This window comes from Pseudogulbenkiania sp. FW507-F1 (genome assembly GCF_058781125.1).
Genome location: NZ_JBYSWM010000004.1, coordinates 72,164 through 90,771 on the forward strand (window position 1 = coordinate 72,164; position 18,608 = coordinate 90,771).

Here is an 18,608-nt window from a genome sequence, read left to right on the forward strand (position 1 = left end):
TCCACACACCCATTCAGACCAAGCCCGACACCACGATGCGGGCGGAGAAACACAGGAGAAACCTCATGGATAGCAGTGTTGCGCAGTACCTGGAACGATACGGCGTGTCGGAGGCGACGCGTCGCTTCCTCGCCAAACCGCAGAAGATGTTCATCGCCGGGCAGTGGGTGGACAGCAGCGACGGCCAGACCTTCGCCGTGACCGAGCCGTCGACCGAAGGCCTGATCACGCGCGTGCCGTCCGGCACCAGCGCCGACCTCGACCGCGCGGTGGCGGCGGCACGCCGCCAGTTCGACGGTGGCGAATGGCGCCGACTCAAGCCGCTCGAACGCGAACGGCTGCTGCATCGCCTGGCTGACCTGATCGAGGCCAACGCCACCGAGCTCGCCGAGCTGGAAGCGATCGACATGGGCAAGTCGGTGTCGCAGGCGCGCGACGTCGACATCCAGGGCACCATCGACACCTTCCGCTACTTCGCCGGCTGGGCCTCCAAGCTGCATGGCCGCACCGTCGAGCCGTCCTTGCCCGGCAACTACCTGGCCTACACCCGCAAGGAGCCGATCGGGGTGGTCGGCGCCATTGTGCCGTGGAACTTCCCGCTGCAAACCATGGCGTGGAAGCTCGCCGCCGCGCTCGCCGTGGGCTGCACCACCGTGGTCAAGCCGGCCGAGCTGACCTCGCTCTCCACGCTGCGTTTCGCCGAGCTGGTGCAGGAAGCCGGCATTCCGGACGGCGTGGTGAATATCGTGACCGGGCGCGGCAGCGTGGTCGGCGCGGCGATGGCGACGCACCCCGGCATCAACAAGCTGACCTTCACCGGCTCGACCCCGGTGGGTCGCAACGTTGGCCGAAGCGCGGTCGATCAGCTCAAGCGCGTCACGCTCGAACTGGGCGGCAAGTCGCCGGTGCTGGTGCTGGACGACGCCGACCTCGCGGCCGCGGCGCGCGCCGTGGCCAACGGCGTGTTCTTCAACTCGGGGCAGGTGTGCGATGCCGGCACCCGCGCCTACGTGCACTCGAGCGTCTACGAGCGCTTCCTGGAAGAACTGGTCGCCTACACCCGCACCCTGAAAATCGCCCCCGGCCTCGACCCGGACTGTTTCATCAGCCCGCTGGTATCGGCGCAGCAGAAGGATACGGTGATGTCCTACATCGCGGCCGGGCAGCGCGAAGGCGCCCGGCTGGTGCACGGCGGCAAGGCCCTGGAAGGGCCGGGTTATTTCGTCGAGCCGACCATCTTCGCGCACTGTCGCAGTGATATGAGCATCGTGCGCGAGGAAATCTTCGGCCCGGTGCTGGTCACCACGCCGTTCGACGACATCGAGGATGCCCTGGCGCAGGCGAACGACTCGCCGTTCGGGCTGGCGGCCGCGATCTACTCCAACGATCTGGGCCGCGTGCACAGCCTGATCCCGCGCCTCGCCGCCGGTTCGGTGTACGTCAACGCGCACAGCACCATCGACCCGGCGATGCCGTTCGGCGGCTTCAAGGAATCCGGCTTCGGCAAGGACCTCGGCCCGGAACAGCTGGATTACCTGATGGAGACCAAGGCCGTCTGGATCACGCTGCCCTGAGCACGATTTGATTTCAACAAGAGCGGCGCAATGACGCCGCCGGGAGAAGTGGATTTTCAGCGCTGATGCTGGCCGGGTTTGTCCGGTCAGCCAGACCATCGCCGACGGCTTGCCTCGTTGCAATCCGTAGCGGCGAGGATCATAAGAGAGATGAGGAGATACCATGAAATCAGATGCGCAAAAGACGCCCGCGTCTCAAGGGCAAAACGGGCTGGAAATCGAAGGGCATTCCATTGACTTCATTCCGGACCACGAACGCACCGACAAACTGTCCACCCAGGGGCCGTTCTGGTTTGTCGGCAACTTCACCTTCTTCACCATGACCATCGGCTTTGTCGGGCCGAGCGTCGGCCTGAGCTCGCTGTGGACCACCATCGCCGGCACGCTGGGCATCATGTTCGGCACCCTGTTCATGGCCTTCCACGGCTCGCAGGGTCCGCACCTGGGCCTGCCGCAGATGATCCAGTCGCGCGCCCAGTTCGGTTACCGCGGGGTGGTGCTGGTACTGCTGGCCACGCTGTTCGTGTTCGCGGGGTTCAACATCGTCAACCTGGTGCTGATGATGCAGGGCCTGAAGACGCTGTTCGCGTGGGGGCCGATGCAGGTCGCGCTGGCGGTGACGGTGCCGGCCACCATCCTCGCCATCCTCGGCCACGACTGGATGCACAAGACCTTCAAATGGTCGCTGTTCCTGTCGCTGCCGCTGTACGGCATCGTCACGCTCGCGGTGCTGATGGGCTGGATCCACGACGCGCCGCCGGTGGCCAACGCACCCGTCGCGGCACCGCTGGGCTTCACCTGGATCGGTTTCATCGCCCAGTTTGCCGCCGGCGCCAGCTACAACATCGCCTATGCCCCGTACGTGTCGGATTATTCGCGCTACCTGCCGAAGAACACGCCCAGCGGCAAGCTGATCGCGGCGGTGTTCCTGGGGGCGTCGCTGTCCGGTGCCTGGATGATTGCCGTGGGCGGCTGGCTGGGAGAACACCTGCACGCCACCGATATCCTGGTCGCACTCAACAGCGTCGGCGCCAGTGTGGCTCCGCAGCTGGGCACGGTGGTCGTGGCCATCACCATCCTGGCGTTCCTGCCGGTGATCGCGATGAACATCTACAGCGCCAAGCTGACGGCCATCACCGGGGTGGATTCCTTCAAGAAGGTCAACCCGACACCCACGGTGCGCATCTGGGCCATTCTGGGCGTGGTGTTCCTGCAGGTGGGCGTGGCCTTGGGAATCTATACCTCCGGCTCCGGCCTGTCGGTGCTGAACATCTACCTGGTGGTGATGCTGTACTTCCTGGTGCCGTGGACGGCGGTCAACCTGACCGACTACTTCTTCGTGCGCAAGGGCCGCTATGCCATCCCGCACTTTTTCCTGCCGCACGACAACATCTACGGCCACTGGGGCAGTCGCGGCCTGATCGCCTACCTGATCGGCTTCGTCGCCATGGTCCCGTTCTTCACCATCTTCAACGGCACGGAAGAAGTGTACGTCGGCCCGCTCGCCAAGATGATCGGCAGCGTCGACATGGCCTGGCTGGTCGGCCTGATCGTCTCCGGCGTGGCGTACTACCTCTTGTGCCTGACGCTCGATCTGGAGAAAGAAGAAAAAGTCATTCGCCACATCGAAAAGACCTCGCCCCATTTCACCGCAGGCAAAGGCTGGTAAGCCGCTCGGCGCATGCGAACTACTGTGAGAAGCATCATGGCAAACGAATTTGACTACATCATCATCGGCGCCGGCTCGGCCGGCTGCGTGCTGGCCAGCCGCCTGACCGAAGACGCCAACGTCTCCGTACTGGTGCTCGAATACGGCGGCAGCGACAAGAGCGTCATCATCCAGATGCCGAGCGCGTTCTCCCTGCCGATGAACACCAAGAAGTACAACTGGCACTACGAAACCGCTGCCGAACCCCACCTCGACGGCCGCCGCCTGCATTGCCCGCGCGGCAAGGTGCTGGGCGGCTCCTCGTCGATCAACGGCCTGGTCTACATTCGCGGCCATGCCTACGACTTCGACCAATGGGAAGAGTTGGGGGCCAAGGGCTGGGGCTATCGCAATTGCCTGCCTTACTTCAAGCGCGCGGAGAGCTTCAAGTTCGGCGGCGACGACTATCGCGGCGACAGCGGCCCCTTGGCCACCAACAACGGCAACAACATGCAGAACCCGCTGTACGGCGCCTGGGTGGAGGCCGGCGCCCAGGCCGGCTACATCAAGACCGAGGACTGCAACGGTTACATGCAGGAAGGCTTCGGCGCGATGCACATGACGGTCAAGAACGGCGTGCGCTGGTCCACCGCCAACGCCTACCTGCGCCCGTCGATGACGCGCCCGAACCTGACCGTCATCACCCACGCCATGACGCGGCAGATCCTGCTGGAAGGCAAGCGCGCGGTCGGCGTCACCTATGACCAGAACGGCGTCACCCATACCGTGCGCTGCCGCCGCGAGGTGCTGGTATCGTCCGGGCCGATCGGCTCGCCGCACCTGCTGCAGCGTTCCGGCATCGGTCCGGCCAAGGTGCTGAAGAGGGCGGGTATCGAGGTCAAGCACGATCTGCCGGGGGTAGGGGAGAACCTGCAGGATCACTCGGAAATCTACATCCAGTTCGCCTGCAAGGAGCCGGTCACACTCAACGGCAAGATGGGGCTGTTCGGCAAGGCGCTGATCGGCCTACGCTGGCTGCTGTTCAAGGACGGCCTGGGCGCCAGCAACCACTTCGAGGCGGGCGGCTTCATCCGCTCCGAAGCCGGTCTGCGCTGGCCCGACATCCAGTTCCACTTCCTGCCGGCGGCGATGCGCTACGACGGCGACAAGCCGTTCAAGGGGCACGGCTTCATGGTGCTGACCGGGCCCAACAAGCCCAAGAGCCGCGGCCACGTGCACGTGGTGTCGCCCGACCCCTACGTGCATCCGGAAATCCGCTTCAACTACCTGGAGAGCGAAGAGGACCGGGAGGGCTTCCGCCGCTGCGTGCGCCTGACGCGCGAGATCATCGGCCAGCCGGCCATGGACCGCTACCGCGGGGTCGAACTGGCGCCGGGGCCGGAGGTGCAGACCGACGACGAGATCGACGCCTTCGTGCGTGCCAACATGGAAAGCACCATGCACCCGTGCGGCTCCTGCCGCATGGGCGAGGACGACATGGCGGTGGTCGATTCCGAGCTGCGCGTACGCGGCATCGAAGGCCTGCGCGTGATCGACTCCTCGGTGTTCCCGACCGAGCCCAACGGCAACCTCAACGCGCCGACCATCATGTTGGCCGAACGCGCCGCCGACCTGGTGCGTGGCCGCCAGCCCCTGCTGCCGGCCGAGGTACCGGTGGGCCTCGCCGAGGGCTGGCAATCCCGCCAGCGCACCAAGGCCCCGATGCGCAAGGTCGCGGTTTGACCTGAGCGCCCCGCAGCGGCCCGGCACGGTTTTCCTTGTCGGGCCGCTGTCCTTTCAGGGCTGGCGAGCACAGCCACCTGGCACGCCATGGCCCAAGCGGCACCAGCGTTGCGTTTATCGATCCGGAGCGGTGGCGGCCACTTGGCAGCCGTTTACCGCGCCGGGAGCAAGCAGCCCGCGCGGCACCACGAATGCACAGAGAATCGAGCGCGTCGGACTGACGGCCGGCGAGCAGGGGAGGTGGGGTATCGGGAAGGGGGGCACCCAGGCGGTCAGCCGGTGCTGTCGGCGGCAGGGCGCTGGGCGGAAGAGTAAGGGAGTCGAACCCTCCCGGGACCGCTGGCGGCCCCATCTGAATTTGAAGTCCAGCCGCCCCACCGGGAGCGAGACTCTTCCAATACCGTGACAAACAGGTACAGCAGCAATGCACTGCTACCGGACGTCATTATAAGCACCCGCAATCGGCCGATAAAGCACCATATAGCCAGGCTCATTCCTCGAACAGGGTCGCGTCGCGCAGCCAATGGCGGTTGCCTAGCCGTCGGGTGAAGCCGCTACGGTCGAAAAACTCGAGAATCTGGATGGCGAGCTTGCGCCCCAGCCCCAGCGCGTCGCGCAGGCTGGATGCCTCGACGAAGCCGTGCTCCCCGGCCAGCCGCCGTACCGTGGCCGCGATCTGGCGCAGGCGATCCTGCACGTAATAGCGGTCGCTGACGACCGCGACCGCCAGCCCCTGGCGCGCGGCTTTCTTCAGCAAGGCACGCACCACGCTCTCATCTTCGTCCAGCTCCCGAGCCACGTCACGCACCCAGCCACCCTCGTCCCGCTGCAGCAACGCGGCCGCGCGCGACCACAGCGCCTCCTCCTCGGCGTCGAAGCTGACGCAGTGCTCCGGCAGGTGCAGCCAGCCGCGCGTGCTGAGAACGCGGCCGCTGTCGATCAACTCGCCTATCGCCAGGTCGGCGGCAGCGGCCGGCTCTTTCGGCAGCGCGATGCGGCGCAGGGCGCTGCGCGCCACGCCGATCTCGTCAGGGTGGCTGGCGTGGCGTTCGGCCAACGTGGCCAGCAGGGTGGCCTGCATGCCTTCCCAGCGCGCGGGGGTATAGAGCCAACCCTCGTTGCCGCCGACCCGCTTCAGGGGATTCGCCTCGAGCAGTTCGTCCACTTGGCCATCTTCCAGCTGGCGCGCCCAGGCGAAGGCAGGCAGAGAGACCGGCTGCCAACGGCTGACGGCACCGAGCACCGCCCGGTCGTCAGCAGCAACACGGGCCAGCTCGGCGAGATAAGCGAGCCGTGCCTGCGTGCGTTTGGCACGCGCCGGCGGGGTGATCTCCAGCACGCGTGCCGAGGCGAGGGTGGTCTGCGCCGAGGCATCGCGCACGATCAGCCGGTCGTTGTCGGCCAGGTACAAGACGCCATCAAACACCAGTTCGGCCAGGCCGTATTGGCCGGCATCCAGCCGTTGCGGCTCGAGCAGCGCCAGGCGACCGGTGATGTGGCTGGCGGCATGGTGCAGGTGCACCGCCTGCCAGTGAGCGAGGGGGCGCGTCAGCGCCAGATCGGCCTGCAGTTGCACCGTGACGCGCGAACTCGGTTCGGGCGGTGCGTGCGCCAGCAGCCAGTCGCCGCGCGCAACGTCATCAAGGGCGAGGTCGCCGCTCAGGTTGAGCGCCAGGCGCTGATGCGCCTCGCCATATTCGGCCGCCTGGTTCTGGGCGTGGATTCCGCGTACGCGCACGGGCTTGCCGACCCCGGTCAGCCAGAGCATGTCGCCCACCCGAACCTGACCGGCCAACGCCGTGCCGGTCACCACCAGACCCGCCCCCCGCACCGAGAAACGGCGGTCGATGGCGAGACGGAAGCGCCTGGCGCGCGCCCCGGAGCGGGGTGCGGCCAGTTGCCCCACGTGGCTGGCGAGCGCGTCCAGCCCGGCCCCGCTCTTGCTGGAGACCGCCAGCACCGGGCTGCCGGCAAAACGGGTCGGCGCCAGCAGGGCGGCAATGTCGCCGGCCAAGGCCTCGATGCGTTCAGGCGCCACCAGGTCGCACTTGGTCAGGACAATACTGACCGCCGGGATGTCCAGCAGGTGGAGGATGGCCAGATGCTCGACGGTTTGCGGCATGATGCCGTCGTCGGCGGCGATCACCAGCAGCGCGTGATCGATGCCGCCCACGCCGGCCAGCATGTTGGAGAGGAAGTGTTCGTGACCGGGAACGTCGATGAAACCGAGCCTCCGCCCGTCCGGCAACGCCAGGTAGGCGTAGCCGAGGTCGATGGTCATGCCGCGCCGCTTTTCTTCCGGCAGCCGGTCGGCGTTGGTGCCGGTCAGGCGGGCGATCAGCGAGGTCTTGCCGTGGTCGACGTGGCCGGCGGTGCCGATGATCATGGGCGCGTCTCCGCCCCGGCAAACGGCAGCTGGCCGAGGTTGGCCAACAGACCGGCTTCATCCTCCAGGCAACGCAGATCGAGCCACAGCCGGCCATCCTGCACCCGGCCGATCACCGGCCGCGGCAGTGCGCGCAGGGCACGGCACAGACTGTCGAGGGTGCTGCCGCGGCCATCGCGCGGGCTCAGCGTGATCGCCCAACTCGGCAACCGGTCCACCGGCAGCGAACCGCTGCCGATCTGCGACAGGCAGGGCTCGCTACTCACCACGAAGGCCTCGTCGAAAAGTGGGCGCAGCGCGGGACAGAGCCGTTCGGCCTGCTGCTGCATCGCCTGCTGCGGCCGCGTCAGCAGGCGCAGCGTCGGCAGCGCCTGGGTCAGGTTTTCCGGCTCGAGGTAGAGCCGCAAGGTGGCCTCAAGCGCGGCCAGCGTCATCTTGTCACAGCGCAGCGCCCGCTTGAGCGGGTGCTTCTGGATGCGGGCGATCCACGCCGCATCGCCGATGATCAGCCCGGCCTGCGGACCGCCGAGCAGCTTGTCGCCGGAGAAACTGACCAGATTCACGCCGGCGGCGATCATCTGCTGCGGCATCGGCTCGGCCGGCAAGCCCAGCCGCGCCATGTCGGCCAGCGCGCCGCTGCCAAGATCGGTGGCCAAAGGCACGCCGCGCTCGGCTGCGAGCCGGGCCAGCTCCGCCTCGCTCACGCTGTGGGTGAACCCTTCGATGGCGTAGTTGCTGGTATGGACCTTCATCAAGAGTGCGGTATCGGGGCCGATGGCCTCGGCGTAGTCGCGCAGGTGGGTGCGGTTGGTGGCGCCGACTTCCACCAGGCGGCATCCCGCCTGGCGCATCACGTCCGGCATGCGAAACGCGCCGCCGATTTCCACCAGCTCGCCCCGCGACACGATCACCTCGCGCCCGGCCGCCATGGTGCTCAGCATGATCAGCACCGCGGCCGCGTTGTTGTTGACGACACAGGCCGCCTCGGCGCCGGTCAGCTCGCGCAAGAGTTCGCTGACGACCTGGTCGCGATGCCCGCGGCCGGCCCCGTCCAGATCGTATTCGAGCGCCACCGGCGCGCGCATCGCCTGCATGACCGCCGCCACGGCGGCCTCGGCCAGCTGCGCACGCCCCAGGTTGGTGTGCAACACGGTGCCGGTGAGGTTGAAGACCGGGCGCATCTGCATTTGCTGCCGTTCGGCCAACTCTTGGCGCACTACGTTGAGCAGCGGGGCCTCTTCGCTGGCCCAGTCGGGCAGGCGGCCATGCTCGCGGATGTGCCGGCGCGCCAGGTCGAGCCGCTGGCGCAGTGCGCGCAGCACGGCTTCACGGCCGTGGCGCTGCAGCGCGTCGGCCAGATCGGGCCGCAGGAGCAGTTTGTCGATGGAGGGGAGTCGGCTGTACAGGGTCTGGCTGTCCATGATGTTCGTCGCAGCGTTTCCGGCCAGGGAGAGGGAGAGTTGATGATGACATAAAAAGGGCGGCCGGGCACAAGCCCGCCGCCCCTCGAGACGCTCACTGCACGAACAGGAAGGGGTTCTGCCCGGAACTGGCAAAACCCTGCTCTTCGACGTGCCAGTCCAGCGCCAGGCTGGCCAGGTCATCGGCTACCGGCTCGACGGCGACATCCTTGTCCTGGTACAGCACCTTCAGGTAGCTGTGGCAGTCGCCGCAGCTTTCCGCCTTCACCGCCGCCTCGACGCTGTCGAGCGACCAGTAGCCGAGATCACGGCTGGACGAGCAGCAGCTGCACTGCGCCCGCACCACGTGCCATTCGCTCTCGCACAGGCTGCAATGCAGATAGCGGTGGCCGGGTTCGGCGCCAAGACGGACGACGCTCGCCACCGGCGGCGCGGCGCAGACCGGACACACGCTGCGGTCGGCGCCAGGGTCGGCCTGCAGCCGGCCATCGATCGCCGCGGCAAGCTGGCTCCAGTTGAGCGACAGCGCCGCCCACAGGAAGGGCGCAACGGCCACGCCGCCAGCCGCGCTGTCGCCTGACAGCAGCACGCTCGCCCAGCCCTCGCGCTCGCTGCGACTGGCCTGGGCGAGCCGGTTCACGGCCGCCTGCAAGGCCTCCGCCAAGGGCTTGCTGGCGATGGTGGCCAGCAGCGCGTCGAGGTCATCCTGCCACGGCAGGCGGCCCCGCCACCCGGCCGGGGCCAGTGGCGGCATGCCGTGCTCGGCGCAGTGCTGCACCAGCCCGGCCAGTTCCTCGGGCGGCGTCAGCGGCCGCTCGGCCAGCCGCCGCGCCTGGGCCGCCACCAGATCGGCCACGAAGCCCAGGTAGTCGGCCATCGGGTGGTTGGCCGACAACGCCCGCAGCCTGGCCGCCCTGGCCGCGTACAGCGTGGCCGGGTGGGGCTGCAGCCAGCTTGGTGCCGGGTTGGGCTCGACACCGGCTTCCAGCCTGTCGATCGGTACGATACGAATATTCACCTAGGCTCCTTTGCGCCCGATTGGCCGGTCATTTCGCGGAACCAGCGCGGATGATGCTTCTTCGCCCAGCCGTAGGTCACTACCCCCTCGACCATGGCCCGGATCGTGCCCTTCACCCAGATCGCCGCGTAGATGTGGACGATGATGCCGGCGATAAGCAGCACCGCGGCCACCGCATGCGTCAGCAGCGCCACCCGGATCAGCGGGATCGGGAACGACGGCGAGAAGTACGGCCGCCAGATCACGATGCCCGACGCCAGCAGGGCCAGCAGGCACACGCACATCAGCCAGAACAGGCCTTTCTGCCCGCCGTTGTACTTGCCGGTGTCGCCCACCTCGTGACCCCGCAGCACGCTGCCCACCGATTTCATCCATTTGATGTCTTCGGCGTTGATCAGGTTATGGTGCCAGTAACGGAAAAACTGCCTCAAAAACCCCACGAACATCAGCACCCCGACGAACGGGTGGATGATGCGCGCCAGTTGCGGCGTGCCGAAGATACCGGTGAGCCAGAAGAAGGCGGGGTAGAACAAGGCCAGTCCCGACAACGCCAGCAGCACGAAGCACAGCGCCACGAGCCAGTGGTTGATCCGCTCCGCGGCGTTGTAGCGCACGATCAGCTTTTCGCGACTCATGCTTGATCCTCCCCATCGTCGTCATCCGGCCGGTTCGGCCCGACCCCGATGTAGTGCAGGAACCCGAACAGGCCGGCGGCGGCGAAACCGATTGTGGCCAGCGGCTTGAGCAGGCCTTTCCACAGCTTGACCACGGGGCTGATGGTGGGGTTCTTGCGCAGACCGGAGTAGAGGCCGGGCCTGTCGGCATGGTGCAGCACGTACATCACGTGCGTACCGCCCACGCCTGGCGGGTCGTACAGACCGGCGTTCGGGAAGCCGCGCGTCTTCAGGTCTTCGACGCGCTCGCCCGCGAAGGCGGTCATGTCTTCCTTGCTGCCGAAGCGGATCGCGCCGGTCGGGCACGTTTTCACGCAGGCGGGCTCCTGGCCCACCATGACGCGGTCGGAGCACAAGGTGCACTTGTAGACCTTGTTGTCTTTCTGGCTGAGGCGCGGCACGTCGAACGGGCAGCCGGAGATGCAATAGCCGCAGCCGATGCAGTGCTCCGACTGGAAGTCGACGATGCCGTTGGCGTACTGGATGATCGCACCCGGAGACGGGCACGCCTTCAGGCAGCCCGGATCGGCGCAGTGCATGCAGCCGTCCTTGCGAATCAGCCATTCGAGCTTGCCGTTTTCCTCCACCTCGTTGTAGCGCATCACGGTCCAGCTCTGCGCCGACAGGTCGGCCGGGTTGTCGTAGACGCCGACGTTGCTGCCGATCTCGTCGCGCAGGTCGTTCCATTCCGCGCACGCCACCTGGCAGGCCTTGCAGCCGATGCAGGTGGTGACGTCGATCAGCTTGGCGACCTCGATCTTGTGCTCCCTGGCCACCGGGGGCTGGGTAGGGGAAGCCGACCGGCGCAGGATATCTTGCGATTGCAGTGCCATGTCTGCTCCTTAAAGCTTTTCCACGTTGACAAGGAAGGACTTGAACTCCGGCGTCTGGGTATTGGCGTCCCCGACGAACGGCGTGAGGGTATTGGCGATGAAGCCTTTCTTCGCCACGCCCTCGTAGCCCCAGTGGATCGGAATCCCCACGTGGTGCACCGTCTTGCCGTCCACCGTGAGCGGCTTGATGCGCTTGGTCACCACCGCCTTGGCCTTGATGTAGCCGCGCTTGGACGACACTTTGACCATGTCGCCGTGGTTGATGCCTTTCTCCTTGGCCAGCGCCTCACCGATTTCCACGAACTGTTCCGGCTGCAAGATGGCATTGAGCCGCACGTTCTTGGTCCAGTAGTGGAAGTGTTCGGTCAGCCGGTAAGTAGTGGCGGCGTAGGGGAAGGCATCGGCCTTGCCCATGTCGGCCAGATCGCCCTTGAACACGCGCGCCGCCGGATTCGACACCACCTTCGGGTGCAGCGGATTGGTGCCGATCGGGCTCTCGAACGGTTCGTAGTGCTCGGGGAACGGCCCTTCCGCCATCTTGTCGAGCGCAAACAGCCGCCCCAGGCCTTCGGCCTGCATGATGAACGGCGCCATGGCACTGCCCGGCGGCTCGTCGAGCTTATAGTCCGGTACGTCGATGCCGACCCATTTCTCGCCGTTCCACTTGATGAGCTGCCGCGCGGGGTCCCACGGCGTGCCGTCCGGCCGGGCCGAGGCGCGGTTGTACAGGATGCGGCGGTTGGCCGGCCACGCCCAGGCCCAGGCCGGGGTATTGCCAAAGCCGGTATCGGTGTTGTCGCGCCGCGCCATCTGGTTGCCGGCCTGGGTCCAGCTGCCGGTGAAAATCCAGCAGGCGCTCGAAGTGGAGCCGTCCGCCTGCAGCAGGGCGAAGCCGGGCAGCAGCTCGCCCTTCCTGGCCAGGAACTTGCCGGGTTCCTTCGGGTCGGGGAGGTCGGCCAATGCCTTGCCGTTCATCTCCTTTGCCAGCTCTTCCGGCTTGGGCGCCATCGGGTTGGCGTAGGCCCACGCCAGCTTCATGATCGGCTCGGGGTAGGCGCCACCTTCCTTCGCGTACAGGGCTTTGAGCCTGGCGAAGATGCCGGCCAGTATCTCGACGTCGGCGATCGCCTCGCCGGGCGCATCGGCCCCTTTCCAGTGCCATTGCAGCCAGCGCCCGGAGTTGATGATGGCACCATCTTCCTCGGCAAAGCAGGTGGTGGGCAGGCGGAACACTTCGGTCTGAATCTGTTCCGTCTTCACGTCGTTCTGCTCGCCGTGGTTCTTCCAGAAGGTAGAGGTGTCGGTCACCAGAGGGTCGATGATCACCAGGAACTTGAGCCGCGACAGCGAGGCCACGATCTTGTTCTTGTTGGGGAACGAGGCCACCGGGTTGAAGCCCTGGCAGATGTAGCCGTTGACCTTGCCCTGGTTCATCATCTCGAAGTACTGCAGCACGTCGTAACCCTTGTCCCACTTGGGCAGCCAGTCGTAGCCCCAGTTGTTGCCGCTGCTGGCGTTGTCGCCCCAGAACGACTTCATCAAGCTAACGAAGAACTTGGGGTAGTTCTGCCAGTAGTTCATCTGCCCGTCGGCCAGCGGCTTGCTGGTGTACTTGGCCAGATGCGCCGCCAGGTCCGTCTCTTTTTCCGAAGGCAGCGTCAGGTAGCCGGGGAGGCTGGTCGAGAGCAGGCCGATATCGGTCAGGCCCTGGATATTGGAGTGACCACGCAGTGCATTGACGCCGCCACCGGCCATGCCCATGTTGCCGAGCAGCAGCTGCACCATCGCCATGGTGCGGATGTTCTGCGAGCCGATCGAATGCTGGGTCCAGCCCAGGGCGTAGAGGAACGACGTGGTGCGATCCGGCGCGGCGGTGCCGGCCAGGTGCTCGCACACCATCAGGAAGGTTTCCTTGGGCGTGCCGCAGATGCGCTCGACCATCTCCGGCGTGTAGCGCGCCACGTGCGCCTTCAGCAGGTTCAGCACACAGCGGGGGTCCTGCAGCGTGGCGTCACGCCGGGCAAAACCCTTCTCGTCGAGCTGATAGCTCCAGGTCGCCTTGTCGTACTTGCGCGTGGCCTCGTCGTAGCCGCTGAACAGCCCCTCAGAGAACTGGAAGTCCGGGTTCACCAGCAGCGCGGCATTGGTGTAGGCGAGGGTGTACTCCTTGTTGTACTTGCCGGTTTCCAGCAGGTAGCGGATCACGCCGGAGAGGAAGGTGATGTCCGTTCCGGTACGGATCGGCGCGTAGTGGTCGGCCACCGATGCCGTGCGGGTGAAGCGCGGATCGATGACGATCAGCTTCGCCTTGTTGCGGGTCTTGGCTTCGATCACCCAGCGGAAGCCGACCGGGTGGGCCTCGGCGGAATTGCCGCCCATCACTACGATGATATTGGCGTTCTTGATGTCGACCCAGTGATTGGTCATGGCACCGCGACCGAATGTTGGGGCAAGACTTGCCACCGTCGGTCCGTGTCAGACACGCGCCTGGTTGTCGACTGCCAGCATCCCCAGGCTGCGCACGAATTTCTGCGAGAGCCAGCCGGTTTCGTTACTCGAGGCCGAGGCACACAGCATGCCGGTGGTCAGCCAGCGGTTGACCGTGACGCCGTCGGCATTCTTCTCGACGAAGTGGGCATCGCGGTCCTGCTTCATATGGCGCGCAATGCGCTCGAACGCTTCTTCCCACGAAATCCGTTTCCATTCCTTGGCGCCGGGCTCGCGCACTTCCGGGTGCTTGAGGCGGTTTTCGCTATGCACGAAGTCGACCAGGCCCGCCCCCTTCGGGCAGAGCGCGCCGCGGTTGACCGGGTGGTCCGGGTCGCCTTCGATATGGAAGATGGTGGATTTGGCGTTCTTGGCGCCGTCGCCTAGGCTGTACATCAGGATGCCGCAGCCAACCGAGCAGTACGGGCAGGTATTGCGGGTTTCCGTGGCACGCAGCAGCTTGTAGCTTCGGACATCCGCCAGCGCGTTCTGCGGCAACATGCCGAGCATCGCGAGGGTCGAGGTGGCCAATCCTCCCGCGCTCAGCTTGAAGAATTGCCTTCTGGTGACTTGCATCAAAGTCTCCCTTAGTGCGTGTACGACAAGGTGGAATGGATGGCTGCCGTTGTCTTGACCATGCGATGTGACCAAGCGGCCGGCGAATCATCTTTGCCATCGGGTAATACCAAAACGAAGCGTGAGACCAAGCGGATTCGGTCTGTCGTTTGACTCTTTTTAGTACAAAATGGCCGATCTTGCCCTTGCCAACCCAGGCTTCGGCCAACCTTTCATCCGCAGGCGCCTCATCGTTCACTACCGTGTGCTGCTTATGCTCTTTGTAGTATGCAGAGACCATAAAGCCAGCCCCGCATGGCGCCAGTGAGGGGGAAGCGCCGTCGCCACGGAGAGCGAGACCCATGCCCAAGACCAGCGCCGGCATCCTGCCTTACCGCCAACGCGACCAGCACTACGAGGTGCTGCTGGTGCACCCCGGCGGCCCGTTCTGGGCCCACAAGGACCTCGGCAGTTGGTCCATCGCCAAGGGAGAGTACGAGAAAGGGGAAGACCCGCTGCAGGCGGCGCTGCGCGAGTGCGCCGAGGAAACCGGCTATCGGCCGACTGGCGCGCTGCTGCCGTTGACGCCACGCCGGCAGCCCAGCGGCAAGGTGATCGACGTCTGGGCCACGGAGGGCGATTGGGATGAGACAACGCTGGTGTCCAACACTTGCCGGCTGGAATGGCCGAGAGGGTCGGGCCGCTGGCTGGAGGTGCCGGAGGTCGACCGCGCGGCATGGTTCGGCTTCGACGAGGCGCTACAACGCATTTTGCCGGGGCAGTGCGGTTTCATCGAGGAACTGTTCGCCCTGCTGGCCGGGCAGGCGTCGGCTCGGCAGGGCAGCGATCCGGTCTGATCAAGTGGCGGTTATTCCAGCACCTGGGCGTCGATCTCGGCAGGGGGCGCATTACCATTCTTGCGCATCAGCAGCAGGAAGGGCAGGGCCAGCAAGGTGGCCACCATCATGATGCGAAAGTCAGTGAGATAGGCCAGGAAGCTGGCCTGGCGGGTCACTTCGTTGTTGAGCGCGGCAAGACCGGCCGGGCTGGCCGGGTCGAGCAGGGCCGGCAGACTGGCGCGGATCGCCGGGCTGGCGCTGGTGACGAGTTCGGCCAACCTGGCATGGTAGATGGCGCTATTGCGCGTGAGCAGGGTCTGCATCAGCGAAATGCCGATACTGCTGCCGATATTGCGGAACAGGCTGAAGATCGACGTGCCGTCCGAGCGATAGCGGCGCTCCAGGGTGGAGAACGTCACCGTGGTCAACGGCACCGACACGAAACCCACCCCCATGCCCTGGATGAAACCGGGCCAGACAATCCCGCCTTCGCTCATGTTGAGGGTGTAGCCCGACATCTGCCACAGCGACAGGGCGGTCAGGCTGAAGCCCAGCGCGATCAGCGCGCGCGGATCGACCTTGCTGGTCAGCCGGCCGGCCAGCAGCATCGCCAGCATGGTGCCGATGCCGCTCGGTCCGGTCACAAGGCCGGTGGTGACCACCGGATACCCCATCAAGGTCTGCAGCAAGGGCGGCAGCAAGGCGCGGGTAGCGTACAACAGCAAGCCCACCAGGAAGTAAAACCCCAGCCCGGTTACGAAGTTGCGGTCTTTCAGCAGGTTGACGTTGAAGAACGACGCCCCCTGCGCGGTTGCCGTGAGCACCACGAAAAAGGTCAGGCTGACCAAGGCGCCCACCGCTTCCAGCACGATTTCGGTGGAACTGAACCAGTCAAGCTGCTCGCCGCGGTCGAGCAGCATCTGGAACAGGCCGATGGCCAGGCTCAGCGTCAGGAAGCCGTAAAAATCGAAGCCGAGCTTACGGTCGGTCTCGGTTTCGCGGATATAGGCCTTGATGCCGTAGAACGAGAGCATTCCGACCGGCAGGTTGATGAAAAACACCCAGCGCCACGTCAGGTTGTCGGTCAGCCAGCCCCCGAGCGTCGGCCCCAGGATCGGCCCGATCATCACCCCCATGCCCCACACCGCCATCGCCTGGGCATGTTTTTCCGGTGGGTTGGAATCCAGCATCACCGCCTGCGACAGCGGCACCAGCGCCGCGCCGAACAAGCCTTGCAGCAGACGCGCCAGAACGATCTGCACCAGAGACTCAGACAGCCCGCACAACATCGACGCCACCGTGAAACCCACCACCGCGACCAGAAACACGCGCTTGCGGCCAAAGCGCCCGGTCAGCCAGCCGGTCAGCGGGGTGGCGATGGCGGCGGCAACGATATACGAGGTCAGTACCCACGAGATCTGGTCCTGCGAGGCCGACAGGTTGCCCGCCATGTGCGGCAGGGCCACGTTGGCGATGGTGCTGTCGAGCGTCTGCATGATGGTCGCCAGCATGATGGCGAGGGTGATGAAACCACGATGCGCCCCGGGATCGGACGCGGTGGGGTGGGGGCTGGCCTGAGACATGGGTGATTCCGGACTAACGGGCGGTCGGGGACGGATCGCCATGAATAACTTTAGTGATAATAACCTACGTCATTATAAGACCAAAACAGGGCCGGGAATAGTGCCGAGACGAACCAAGGCCCCCGTGCGAGGGCCCCACACCAGGCACCCGAATCCATGTGAAGCATGGCTCCAAGCCCATCGCTCCACCCGTCCATACGGCATGCCGCGCACACTGACGCCGGAGCATTCAGCCCCGTCGGATAGCTCAGCTTTTCAGCAGCACCAGCATCTTGCGCAGCAACGCGTCCAGCTGGTTTTGTTCTTCCGGAGAAAACGACGACCACAGCTGCCGGTACTGTTCGCGCCGTTGCGGCTGCAGCTGTTCGACGAAGGCGACGCCGGCAGCGGTCAGCTGCAAGTAGGTCTGGCGCCGGTCGGCCTCGCTCGCCACGCGCTCGACCCAGCCCTTGTCGACCAATTCGTCGGCAATGCGCGTGCAATGCGTGCGCGAGGTGTTGATGAACACGCTCAGCTCCGACGGCAGCAAGCGGTGCTGCGGGCTGCTGTAGAGCACCACCAGCGACGTCCAGGTGGTGTAGTTGAGCCCGTACTCCTTGAGCCGGGCGTCGAAGAAGTCGCTCAATTCACCACTGACATGCAAGAACAGCCGGGTCAGGATCGCCTCGCGCAGGGGCGCGCCCGGAATCTGGCTGGCAATGGCGGTAATGGCCGACTCGTACGGTTTGAAGCTATCGCTCATGACGCTGGAAAGAGTAGGTAAGTCAAACCGGGGATGATACCCGCGCCCGGCGCCGCGCGCAGCCATGGCTCGGGTGTGACGAGGGAAATAAGGTCTTACATACCAAGAGAGCACAGCGAGCGCCAGGGCGGTGCCGCTACGTGCCGGATGCGGGGCGGGCACAGCCTCTCCAGCGCCCGGCTGGCGAAGTGCGGTGAGCGCAGAGATGGAACGGCAAGCGGCCACTTGTCGTCCCCTTAGAGCCTGCTCAAGGTATTTTTCGACTCTTCTGACCGGGCCAAAGACCTTGAACAGGCTTTTGCAGCAGCTCAGTTGTTGTAGACGTCGAATGTGAAGTACTTCCGCTGGATCTTCTGGTACGTGCCATCCTGGCGAATAGCGGTGATCGCCTGGTTGATCCGCTGGCGCAGTTCCTGATCTTCCTTGCGCAAGCCGATCGCCGCCCCCACGCCCAGCGTTTTGGCATCGTGCAGCACCGGGCCGACAAAGGCGTAATCGCGCCCCCGCGGTGTTTTGAGCAAGCTCATGTCGGCTTGCACCGAATCCTGCAAGGCGGCATCGAGTCGGCCCGAAAGCAGGTCCTGATACACCAGATCCTGGTTCTGATACGGCACCACCGTCACCCCGTTCGGCTCCCAGTATTGCTTGGCGTAGGCTTCTTGCGTGGAGCCTTGCTCCACGCCGATGCGCTTGCCCTTGAGCGATTCGACACTGGCCAGGGCGGCATTCTTCCTGGCGACCAGCCGCGACGGCGTGTGGTAGACCTTGTCGGAGAAGGCGATCTGCTGCTGGCGCTTCTCGGTCACGCTCATCGACGACAGGATGGCGTCGAACTTCTTGGCCTTCAGGGCAGGAATAATGCCATCCCAGGCATTTTCCACCCACTCGCAGCGCACCCTCAGCTTGTCGCAAATGGCATTGCCGATATCGATGTCGAAACCGACCAGCTTGCCATCGGGAGCTTTGGATTCGAATGGGGCATACGACGGGTCCAGGCCAAAACGGATCACTGTCAATTCCTTGGCGTTGACGCTGCCAAGCGCCAGGCCAAGCGTCACGGCCAATACAAGCTTGTTCATGATTGTCTCCTGAGTGTACTGCTTGT

Annotated in this window: 13 protein-coding genes and 1 tRNA gene; 4 read left to right on the forward strand and 10 right to left on the reverse strand. The window is 65.4% G+C overall.

Going from position 1 to position 18,608, the window contains the following annotated elements; all coding sequences use genetic code 11:
• The first annotated feature begins 65 nt into the window (after window positions 1-65).
• The 3 genes from AC3WG5_RS03885 (at window position 66) to betA (ending at window position 4,965) form a co-directional block, all read left to right on the forward strand.
• Entirely contained in the window at window positions 66-1,574 is a 1,509-nt protein-coding gene (locus tag AC3WG5_RS03885; RefSeq protein ID WP_492567859.1) for an aldehyde dehydrogenase family protein, read from the forward strand.
• A gap of 163 nt (window positions 1,575-1,737) precedes the next feature.
• Entirely contained in the window at window positions 1,738-3,243 is a 1,506-nt protein-coding gene (locus tag AC3WG5_RS03890; protein WP_294863225.1) for a purine-cytosine permease family protein, read from the forward strand.
• Between the two features lie 36 nt (window positions 3,244-3,279).
• Window positions 3,280-4,965: a choline dehydrogenase gene (betA, locus tag AC3WG5_RS03895; RefSeq protein ID WP_492567860.1), complete on the forward strand. Its 1,686-nt coding sequence runs from the start codon at window positions 3,280-3,282 to the stop codon at window positions 4,963-4,965.
• 304 nt (window positions 4,966-5,269) lie between these two features.
• Here the strand turns inward: betA and AC3WG5_RS03900 are convergent.
• From AC3WG5_RS03900 to fdnG, 7 genes are all read right to left on the reverse strand, one after another.
• Window positions 5,270-5,361, reverse strand: a tRNA-Sec gene (locus tag AC3WG5_RS03900).
• 94 nt (window positions 5,362-5,455) lie between these two features.
• The gene (gene selB / locus AC3WG5_RS03905) at window positions 5,456-7,351 is read right to left on the reverse strand and encodes a selenocysteine-specific translation elongation factor (protein ID WP_492567861.1); all 1,896 of its coding nucleotides are present in this window, start codon (window positions 7,349-7,351) and stop codon (window positions 5,456-5,458) included.
• A complete protein-coding gene (gene selA, locus AC3WG5_RS03910) occupies window positions 7,348-8,772 on the reverse strand; it encodes an L-seryl-tRNA(Sec) selenium transferase (RefSeq protein WP_492567862.1) in 1,425 nt (474 codons plus the stop codon). The genes selB and selA overlap by 4 nt, the downstream gene beginning before the upstream one ends.
• A 94-nt stretch (window positions 8,773-8,866) precedes the next feature.
• Window positions 8,867-9,790, reverse strand: a complete 924-nt coding sequence (gene fdhE / locus AC3WG5_RS03915; RefSeq protein WP_492567863.1) for a formate dehydrogenase accessory protein FdhE — start codon at window positions 9,788-9,790, stop codon at window positions 8,867-8,869.
• Window positions 9,787-10,425: a formate dehydrogenase subunit gamma gene (locus AC3WG5_RS03920; RefSeq protein ID WP_492567864.1), complete on the reverse strand. Its 639-nt coding sequence runs from the start codon at window positions 10,423-10,425 to the stop codon at window positions 9,787-9,789. The genes fdhE and AC3WG5_RS03920 overlap by 4 nt, the downstream gene beginning before the upstream one ends.
• Window positions 10,422-11,297 (reverse strand): formate dehydrogenase subunit beta, encoded by an 876-nt coding sequence (gene fdxH / locus AC3WG5_RS03925; RefSeq protein WP_294863237.1) that lies wholly within the window; start codon window positions 11,295-11,297, stop codon window positions 10,422-10,424. The genes AC3WG5_RS03920 and fdxH overlap by 4 nt, the downstream gene beginning before the upstream one ends.
• Window positions 11,298-11,306: 9 nt before the next feature.
• Window positions 11,307-14,360: a formate dehydrogenase-N subunit alpha gene (fdnG, locus tag AC3WG5_RS03930; RefSeq protein WP_492567865.1), complete on the reverse strand. Its 3,054-nt coding sequence runs from the start codon at window positions 14,358-14,360 to the stop codon at window positions 11,307-11,309.
• Window positions 14,361-14,701: 341 nt separating this feature from the next.
• On the opposite strand from fdnG, the gene AC3WG5_RS03935 reads away from it, so the two are divergent.
• Window positions 14,702-15,196: an NUDIX hydrolase gene (locus AC3WG5_RS03935; protein ID WP_482581631.1), complete on the forward strand. Its 495-nt coding sequence runs from the start codon at window positions 14,702-14,704 to the stop codon at window positions 15,194-15,196.
• Between the two features lie 11 nt (window positions 15,197-15,207).
• Here AC3WG5_RS03935 and AC3WG5_RS03940 read toward each other — a convergent pair whose 3' ends face one another.
• From AC3WG5_RS03940 to AC3WG5_RS03950, 3 genes are all read right to left on the reverse strand, one after another.
• Window positions 15,208-16,761 (reverse strand): DHA2 family efflux MFS transporter permease subunit, encoded by a 1,554-nt coding sequence (locus AC3WG5_RS03940; protein ID WP_492567866.1) that lies wholly within the window; start codon window positions 16,759-16,761, stop codon window positions 15,208-15,210.
• A 247-nt stretch (window positions 16,762-17,008) separates the two neighbouring features.
• Window positions 17,009-17,503 (reverse strand): MarR family transcriptional regulator, encoded by a 495-nt coding sequence (locus AC3WG5_RS03945; RefSeq protein WP_008952624.1) that lies wholly within the window; start codon window positions 17,501-17,503, stop codon window positions 17,009-17,011.
• A 308-nt stretch (window positions 17,504-17,811) separates the two neighbouring features.
• Window positions 17,812-18,582, reverse strand: a complete 771-nt coding sequence (locus AC3WG5_RS03950; RefSeq protein WP_492567867.1) for an ABC transporter substrate-binding protein — start codon at window positions 18,580-18,582, stop codon at window positions 17,812-17,814.
• Window positions 18,583-18,608: the final 26 nt, after the last annotated feature.

What these genes read in the sequence shown, in the direction of transcription:
- selB (WP_492567861.1), bottom strand. Translation starts at nt 7,351, where the DNA reads ATGATCATCGGCACCGCCGGCCACGTCGACCACGGCAAGACCTCGCTG.
- AC3WG5_RS03935 (WP_482581631.1), top strand. Translation starts at nt 14,702, where the DNA reads ATGCCCAAGACCAGCGCCGGCATCCTGCCTTACCGCCAACGCGACCAG.
- AC3WG5_RS03890 (WP_294863225.1), top strand. Translation starts at nt 1,738, where the DNA reads ATGAAATCAGATGCGCAAAAGACGCCCGCGTCTCAAGGGCAAAACGGG.
- fdxH (WP_294863237.1), bottom strand. Translation starts at nt 11,297, where the DNA reads ATGGCACTGCAATCGCAAGATATCCTGCGCCGGTCGGCTTCCCCTACC.
- AC3WG5_RS03950 (WP_492567867.1), bottom strand. Translation starts at nt 18,582, where the DNA reads ATGAACAAGCTTGTATTGGCCGTGACGCTTGGCCTGGCGCTTGGCAGC.
- betA (WP_492567860.1), top strand. Translation starts at nt 3,280, where the DNA reads ATGGCAAACGAATTTGACTACATCATCATCGGCGCCGGCTCGGCCGGC.
- AC3WG5_RS03940 (WP_492567866.1), bottom strand. Translation starts at nt 16,761, where the DNA reads ATGTCTCAGGCCAGCCCCCACCCCACCGCGTCCGATCCCGGGGCGCAT.
- AC3WG5_RS03885 (WP_492567859.1), top strand. Translation starts at nt 66, where the DNA reads ATGGATAGCAGTGTTGCGCAGTACCTGGAACGATACGGCGTGTCGGAG.
- AC3WG5_RS03945 (WP_008952624.1), bottom strand. Translation starts at nt 17,503, where the DNA reads ATGAGCGATAGCTTCAAACCGTACGAGTCGGCCATTACCGCCATTGCC.
- AC3WG5_RS03920 (WP_492567864.1), bottom strand. Translation starts at nt 10,425, where the DNA reads ATGAGTCGCGAAAAGCTGATCGTGCGCTACAACGCCGCGGAGCGGATC.
- selA (WP_492567862.1), bottom strand. Translation starts at nt 8,772, where the DNA reads ATGGACAGCCAGACCCTGTACAGCCGACTCCCCTCCATCGACAAACTG.